Annotated in this window: 8 protein-coding genes; 2 read left to right on the top strand and 6 right to left on the bottom strand. The window is 58.0% G+C overall.

Annotation, left to right across the window (positions count from 1 at the left end):
- Positions 1-257: 257 nt before the first annotated feature.
- The 5 genes from rsmJ to gntX form a co-directional block, all read right to left on the bottom strand.
- Positions 258-1022: a 16S rRNA (guanine(1516)-N(2))-methyltransferase RsmJ gene (gene rsmJ, locus ABLV75_RS23615; protein ID WP_004106654.1), complete on the bottom strand. Its 765-nt coding sequence runs from the start codon at positions 1020-1022 to the stop codon at positions 258-260.
- 7 nt (positions 1023-1029) lie between these two features.
- The gene (prlC, locus tag ABLV75_RS23610; protein ID WP_004106656.1) at positions 1030-3072 is read right to left on the bottom strand and encodes an oligopeptidase A; all 2043 of its coding nucleotides are present in this window, start codon (positions 3070-3072) and stop codon (positions 1030-1032) included.
- 210 nt (positions 3073-3282) lie between these two features.
- The gene (gene gntT, locus ABLV75_RS23605) at positions 3283-4599 is read right to left on the bottom strand and encodes a gluconate transporter (protein ID WP_004106658.1); all 1317 of its coding nucleotides are present in this window, start codon (positions 4597-4599) and stop codon (positions 3283-3285) included.
- Between the two features lie 330 nt (positions 4600-4929).
- Positions 4930-5505, bottom strand: a complete 576-nt coding sequence (gene nfuA, locus ABLV75_RS23600; RefSeq protein ID WP_004106660.1) for a Fe-S biogenesis protein NfuA — start codon at positions 5503-5505, stop codon at positions 4930-4932.
- A 58-nt stretch (positions 5506-5563) separates the two neighbouring features.
- A complete protein-coding gene (gene gntX / locus ABLV75_RS23595; protein WP_004106662.1) occupies positions 5564-6238 on the bottom strand; it encodes a DNA utilization protein GntX in 675 nt (224 codons plus the stop codon).
- A gap of 37 nt (positions 6239-6275) precedes the next feature.
- Between gntX and bioH the strand changes: the two genes are divergently transcribed.
- Positions 6276-7058 carry a pimeloyl-ACP methyl ester esterase BioH gene (gene bioH, locus ABLV75_RS23590; protein ID WP_004106664.1) on the top strand — a complete coding sequence of 261 codons (783 nt, stop codon included), beginning with the start codon at positions 6276-6278 and terminating at the stop codon, positions 7056-7058.
- 110 nt (positions 7059-7168) lie between these two features.
- Entirely contained in the window at positions 7169-7438 is a 270-nt protein-coding gene (locus tag ABLV75_RS23585) for a YdgH/BhsA/McbA-like domain containing protein (RefSeq protein ID WP_004106665.1), read from the top strand.
- A gap of 161 nt (positions 7439-7599) precedes the next feature.
- Here the strand turns inward: ABLV75_RS23585 and feoC are convergent, their stop codons facing one another.
- Entirely contained in the window at positions 7600-7836 is a 237-nt protein-coding gene (feoC, locus tag ABLV75_RS23580; protein WP_004106668.1) for a [Fe-S]-dependent transcriptional repressor FeoC, read from the bottom strand.
- Positions 7837-7844 lie beyond the last annotated feature (8 nt).

The raw sequence follows: 7844 nt of genomic DNA, 5'->3' as shown, positions 1-7844 counted from the left end.
GAGCGCAGAGTGGCAGAATTTCCCGGAGGCGATGCTGCGCATCTGTCCGGGCTACCAGACCCGCAGACGGCGGTGAACCCGTAGCCCGGGCAAGGCGCATCGCGCCGCCCCCGGGAGCAGAGCGCAGAGTGGCAGAATTTCCCGGAGGCGATGCTGCGCATCTGTCCGGGCTACCAGACCCGCAGACGGCGGTGAACCTGTAGCCCGGGCAAGGCGCATCGCGCCGCCCCCGGGGAAATAGCCCTGATGCAGCTTGTTTACCCCTGCGGCTCAACCGCCGTTCCGGCATAGATATCAAAGCGATGGCCTTTGGTCACCACCGCGTTAGGGGTCGCAACATTCGCCAGCGGCGGCGCGTAGTCCGGGCGCTTAACCACCACCCGCCTGGTCGCCAGCTGACGCGCCGGCGCCAGCAGACCGTCGGCGTCTAAATCCGGCCCCACCAGCGACTGAAATACCCGCATCTCTTTCTTCACCAGCGCGCTTTTTTGCTTATGCGGAAACATCGGGTCGAGATAGACCACCTGCGGACGCGGGGTAATATCGGTCAGCGCCGTCAGGCTGGAGGCGTGAATCAGCAGCAGGCGCTCCTGCAACCACGAGCCGATTTCAGCGTCGGCGTAGCCACGCGCCAGGCCATCGTCGAGCAGCGCGGCAACCACCGGATTACGCTCCAGCATCCGTACACGACAGCCGACTGACGCCAGCACAAAGGCATCCCGCCCCAGACCGGCGGTCGCATCGACGACATCCGGCAGATAGTCGCCTTTGATTCCCACCGCTTTCGCCACCGCCTCGCCGCGGCCGCCGCCGAACCTGCGCCGGTGAGCCATCGCCCCGCCGACAAAATCCACGAAAATGCCGCCGAGCTTCGGTTCATCGCGCTTACGCAGCTCAAGATGCTCCGGCGTCATCACCAGCGCCATCGGGTTGTCATCGTCCTGCTCCAGCCCCCAGCGGTCGACAAGAACAGATAAGGCGCCGTCTCCGGCGCCCGTTTCATCAATTAAACAAATTTTCACAACAGCATTAACTCTTAATACCGTAATGCTCAAGCATCGCGTCCAACTGCGGCTCGCGACCGCGGAAGCGTTTGAACAGGACCATTGGCTCTTCCGAACCGCCGCGGCTAAGAATGTTGTCGAGGAACGACTGGCCGGTTTCGCGATTGAAGATCCCCTCCTCTTCGAAGCGCGAGAAAGCATCCGCCGCCAGCACATCGGCCCACAGGTAGCTGTAGTAGCCCGCCGCGTATCCACCGGCAAAAATGTGGCTAAAGGCATGCGGGAAGCGGCCCCAGGACGGCCCGGGAATCAACGCGACCTGCTGCTTGATTTCCGCCAGCGTTTCGAGGATTTTCGCCCCCTGCTGCGGGCTAAATTCCGCATGCAGGCGGAAGTCGAACAGGCCGAACTCCAGCTGACGCAGAATAAACATCGCCGCCTGATAGTTCTTCGCGGCCAGCATTTTCTCCAGCAGCTCCTGCGGCAGCGGCTCGCCGGTTTCGTAGTGGCCGGAGATAAACGCCAGCGCTTCCGGCTCCCAGCACCAGTTTTCCATAAACTGGCTCGGCAGTTCGACTGCATCCCACGGTACCCCGCTGATACCGGAAACGCCGGCGGTATCGATGCGGGTCAGCATATGGTGCAGACCGTGGCCAAACTCGTGGAACAGCGTGATCACTTCATCGTGGGTAAACAGCGCCGGTTTGCCGCTGACGGGACGGTTAAAGTTACAGGTCAGATAGGCAACCGGCTTTTGTAGCGTGCCGTCAAGCTTGCGCATCTGGCCAACGCAATCATCCATCCACGCCCCGCCGCGTTTATGTTCGCGAGCGTAAAGGTCGAGGTAGAAGCTGCCGCGCAGCTCGTTATTTTCGTCGTACAGTTCAAAGAAGCGCACTTCCGGATGCCAGACGTCGACGTCAGTACGCTCTTTCGCAGTAATGCCGTAAATACGCTTAACGACTTCAAACAGGCCGTTAACCGCTTTGTTTTCCGGAAAGTACGGGCGCAGCTGTTCATCGCTGATGCTGTAAAGATGTTGCTTCTGTTTTTCGCTGTAGTAAGCGATATCCCACGGCTGCAGTTCATCCACGCCGAATTCGGCTTTGGCGAAGGCGCGCAGCTGAGCCAGTTCTTTCTCACCCTGCGGACGGGCGCGTTTAGCCAGGTCGCTCAGAAAGTCGAGCACCTGCTGCGGATTCTCCGCCATTTTGGTCGCCAGCGACTTATCGGCATAGCTGTCGAAGCCCAACAGCTGAGCCAGCTCGTGGCGCAGGGCGAGGATTTCCGCCATTACCGGACTGTTATCCCACTTACCGGCATTCGGCCCCTGGTCAGAAGCGCGGGTGGAATAGGCGCGATACAGCTCTTCACGCAGCGCCTGGTTATCGCAGTAGGTCATTACCGGCAGATAGCTCGGGATATCCAGGGTCAACAGATACCCTTCCTGCTCTTTGGCTTCAGCCTGAGCTTTCGCCGCAGCAAGCGCGCTTTCCGGCATCCCGGAGAGCTCGGATTCATCGGCGATCAGCTTCGTCCAGCCCATGGTGGCATCGAGGACGTTGTTACTGTACTGATTGCCCAGTTCAGACAGGCGTGCGGCGATTTCGCCGTAGCGTTTCTGCTGCTCTTTGGCCAGGCCAATACCGGAGAGTTCAAAATCACGTAGCGCGTTATCCACCGCTTTTTTCTGCGCGGTATTCAGGGTGGCGTAATGGTCGCCATCGCGCAGGTCGCGGTACGCTTTGTACAGACCTTCATGTTGCCCAACCCAGGTGCTGTATTCGGAGAGCAGCGGCAGAGTTTGTTCGTAGGCTTCACGCAGCTCAGGGCTGTTTTTAACCGAGTTCAGGTGGCTGACCGGGGAAAAAATACGCCCCAGCACGTCGTCCACTTCCGCCAGCGGCTGGCAAAGGTTTTCCCAGGTATACGGCGCCCCTTGCGCCACCGCGCGTTCGACCGCCGCCCGGCAATCATCCAGCGCTTTGGTGACCGCGGGGACCACGTGCTCGGGTTTGATTGCAGAAAAGGGCGGGAGCGAAAAAGGCGTCAGTAATGGATTGGTCATATGCGCAGTCCTGTTGAATTGGGTGAATGAAGCGCGCGTCCGGCGCTATAGCATGAGATCTAGAATGGGGGATAGTTTGCTGAATTTCAATGTCAGGCGCCGCGCGCAGGCGGGTATTACTGCGATAAGTCTGGCCGTGGTAGCCATTGCGCATAAAAAAAGCCGGGTTCGCATCGCGGCGACCCGGCTCGTTTCAGACTGACGACCAGCTTATACCACCATCCCCAACAGCAGGCAGCCAATCAAACCGCACACTGAGATGATGGTTTCCAGCATCGACCATGACTTGATAGTCTCGCCAATGGTCAGGTTGAAATATTCCTTAAACAGCCAGAATCCCGGATCGTTAACGTGAGAGAAGATAACGCTACCGGAGCCAACGGCGATAACCATCAGTTCCGGGCTCACGCCGGTGGTGGCGATCAGCGGCGCGGCGATACCGCCCGCGGTAATGGCCGCAACGGTGGCGGAACCCAGCGCGATACGCAGTACCGCAGCAATAGACCAGGCCATAAACAGCGGAGACATATTGGATTCGTGCATGATAGACGCAATGTACTTATCCATGCCGCTATCGACCAGCACCTGCTTGAAGGCGCCGCCGCCGCCGATGATCAGCAGCATCATGGCGATAATTTTGATCGAGGAGGTCAGCGTATCGTTAATCTGCTCCATGGAACGACCGCGGTTGAGGCCGAAAGTGAACATGGCGATCAGCACTGCGATCAGCGTTGCCATCACCGGGTCGCCAAAGAATTCCGCAATCGGCAGGAAAGCGTGGCCTTTCGGCAGCACCATTTCGGCGACGGCGCGCATGGCCATCAGAATCACCGGCACCAGAGAAGTCCAGACGCTGACGCCAAAACCCGGCATCTCTTCTTCAGTGAACGTCTTCGGGTTGTGCAGGCCTTCCGGAATCGGCTTATCGATGCCTTTCAGGAAACGTGCGTAAACCGGTCCCGCAAGAATAACCGTCGGAATCGCCAGAATCGTACCGAACAGCAGGGTCTTACCCATGTCGGCATGGAAAATAGTAGCAATCGCGGTCGGGCCCGGATGCGGAGGCAGGAATCCGTGCGTGACCGAGAGCGCAGCCGCCATCGGTACGCCGATATAGAGTAGCGGAATACCGGCGGAAGCAGCGATGGTAAAGACCAGCGGCAGCATCAGTACAAAGCCGACTTCATAGAACAGCGCAAAGCCGACGGTAAAGCCGGTCAGCACGACCGCCCATTGAATATGTTTTTTACCAAATTTGGCAATCAGCGTGGTGGCGATACGCTGCGCACCGCCGCAGTCCGCCAGCATTTTTCCGAGCATCGCGCCGAAGCCCATGATCAGCGCGAGGCTGCCGAGGGTTCCCCCAACGCCGTTTTTGATGGATACGATAACTTTATCCAGCGGCATACCCTGCATAAGCCCGACGGCAAGCGCCACCAGAACCAGAGCGATAAACCCGTTAAGCTTGAAACGGATCATCAGCAACAATAACAGGGCAACCCCGATAGCAACGATGACTAATGGCATGATTTACCTGGCCTTAATTTGTTATGGGTAACGTCATAGTTTCAACATTGACTTCATCCGTTCCGACCGGAACAAAAAATGTCTGACGCCGTAGAAGCTGGCTTTATCCTTACCCAGAGAAAGGATAGCTGGCTATTTTTTTATCTGTGGCGCCTGATGCGAATGATACGGGTAACATGACGAGTTTGAGAATCACCTGGGCGGTGAAAATTTCAAATATGAGACTTAAGTCATACTCTTTCCCGGGTTTCTGGCGGGTCGCTTAGCGGGGAATGTTGCGCGGTAACATGAAGAGAGTTGCCCGGCAGCGGAAAGCTGCCGGGCGGGGAATCAGTAGTAAGAGTGCTCGCCGCGCTGATGCTCGGTGAGATCGCGTACGCCTTTCAGTTCCGGGAACTCGTTCAACATCTGTTTCTCGATCCCTTCTTTCAGCGTTACGTCGACCATCGAACAGCCGTTACAGCCGCCGCCAAACTGCAGAATCGCCAGGCCATCATCGGTGATTTCCATCAGCGTGACGCGCCCGCCGTGGCCGGCCAGCTGCGGGTTAATCTGCGACTGCAGCAGATACTCGACGCGCTCCATCAGCGGGGCATCGTCAGAAACTTTGCGCATTTTGGCGTTGGGCGCTTTCAGCGTCAGCTGGGAGCCCAGCTGGTCAGTAACAAAATCGATTTCAGCGTCTTCCAGGTACGGCGCGCTAAGCTCATCGACGTAGGCGGTGAGCTGCTCAAATTTCAGCGCAGTATCGGAATCTTCCACCGCATCCGGTGGGCAGTAGGACACGCCGCACTCGGCGTTAGGGGTGCCGGGATTGATCACAAATACGCGAATTTGTGTCCCTTCTTCCTGATTTGCCAGCAGTTTGGCAAAGTGCGCTTGTGCAGCATCGGAAATACGGATCATAGCGTTGGCCTAATAGTTGACTATTTTACTGGGTTATTATACGCCCATCAGCAGGGGTCTACAAGGTACGGCATATACACCATACCTGAACCGTCGCGGCGCCGTTTCGCAAAAGCAGGCGGGATATCTCAGCGACGGTGCTTCCGGTTGTGACGACATCATCCACAATGGCGATATGGTGCCCCTGTAGCGACAATTCAAGCTGGAAGGCGTTTTTCAGGTTCTGTTTGCGCAATCTGGCGCTGAGCTGATGCTGAGTGGCGGTGCGGCGTCTGCGGGTCAGCGCATCGCTACGCCAGGCGCAGCCCAGCCAGCGGGATAGCGGTCGGCACAGCAGGTCGCTCTGATTAAACCCTCTCCTCCACTGGCGGCGCTGCCAGAGCGGCACGCTAATTATCCGGTCCGGATGAGGAAGGTCCGGGCTGTGACGTATGCGCATCAGCAGCAGACGCGCCAGAGCGGGCGCCAGCTCGGGCCGCTTATTGAATTTCAGCTGGTGAATCAGGCCGCTCAGCGGCGGTCGATAGTCATTAACCGTTACCAGCCGCTGCCACGGCGGCGGTTTTTGCAGGCAGCGTCCGCAGGGCAGCGTGTTGGACTGGGCCGGCAGTCCGCACTGAGGGCATAGCGGTTCGCAGGCCAGCAGCGCCGACGCGCATCGCGAACAGATCCCCCAGCGGGCGATGGCCAGCGGCATTTGGCATAGCCAGCATAAGCTGTGTGCTGTTAGCATATTTCCCCTCATATTGGTGGAAAGAGAACAGTAACTGATGAACGCGATCGAGTGGCAGACCATGGGCGAAGGGAATTGTCATCTTGTGCTGCTGCACGGATGGGGGCTGAATGCCCAGGTGTGGGATTGCATCACGCCGCAGCTGAGCTCGCATTTTACGCTGCACCTCGTCGATCTTCCTGGCTACGGCCGCAGCGGCGGCTTTGGCGCTCTGTCGCAGGAAGAGATGGCGCAGCGGGTGCTGGAGAAAGCGCCGGAGCGCGCTATCTGGCTAGGCTGGAGCCTCGGCGGGCTGGTAGCAAGTCAGGTAGCATTATCCCATCCCGATCGCGTGCAGGCGCTGGTTACCGTGGCTTCTTCCCCCTGTTTTAGCGCTCACGACAGCTGGCCTGGCATCAAGCCCGAAGTGCTGAGCGGATTCCAGCAGCAGCTGAGCGAAGATTTTCAACGCACCGTCGAACGCTTTCTGGCGCTGCAAACCATGGGTACCGAGAGCGCACGCCAGGATGCGAGAATGCTGAAAAGCGCGGTGCTGTCGCTACCGATGCCATCATCGGAAGTCTTAAACGGCGGGCTGGAGATCCTCAAAACCGCCGACTTACGCCAGCCGTTATCTACCCTCAAAATGCCGTTTTTGCGCCTGTACGGTCGGCTGGATGGCCTGGTACCGCGTAAAATCGTCCCGATTCTCGACGCCATGTGGCCCGGCAGCACGTCGTTCGTCTTTGATAAAGCCGCCCATGCGCCGTTCATTTCGCATCCGCAGGCGTTTTGCGCTCAACTGGTCGAACTGAAGCGTGAGGTCAGTAAATATTTTTAGCGGGACGTGGTAAAAACGCAGGGTGCAGCAATACTTAGGTTGTTGCGGAGGTTGACTATTTCACGCCGGACCCGCGACCTAAAAAAACAACCTAATGGAGAGTAGAGGCTATGAAACTTGTTACAGGAATTGTTGCATCTCTGGTGATTGGCTCCCTGTCCTTTGGCGCGTTCGCCGCCAAGGAGATCCAAAAAGACGAAGTGGCTAAGATGAACCTGACTAAAATCGGTTCCATTACGACCTCAAGAACAACCTCTCCGATGGATGCAAAGCGCGATCTGTCGAAAAAAGCGGATGAGCTGGGCGGCACTTATTTCGTGGTAATTGCCGGCGAGAAGAACGAAAAAACGGTTCACGCTAACGCGGACGTCTACAAGTAAGCCAGAAAGCGGGTCTCACGACCCGCTTGCACCCGAGGGCGCAGAGGCTTCCCCGGAGGCGGCGCGTTGCGCCTGTCCGGGCTACCAAACCCAAAACCGCACAAACTCGTAGCCCGGACAGATGCGCAGCATCGCCTCCGGAAAAAACACCGGAAAACATCTCAGCGCAGCGACCACCACTCCCGCAGGCAGGCCTTGCCTTCCGGGCAGCTTTTACAGCTGCCGGAGAGGCAGCCATCGGCATCTTCGGTGGTTTTCACCGCTTTACCCATTGCTTCCAGGCGGCCCAGCATGGCGTCGATTAACGGCTGCGGCGCACGCAGGCGGGCGCTGATCTGCTTTGCTTCCATCCTTCCCTGCAGGGCGAGCATATCGCGAACTTCAATTAACGACGCCATCATCGCTC

It is taken from the genome of Klebsiella sp. CN_Kp066, assembly GCF_040065135.1.
Taxonomy (GTDB): Bacteria; Pseudomonadota; Gammaproteobacteria; order Enterobacterales; family Enterobacteriaceae; genus Klebsiella; species Klebsiella oxytoca.
The sequence above is the reverse complement of the archived record's forward strand: the minus strand, read 5'-3'. Positions and strand labels throughout refer to the sequence as shown.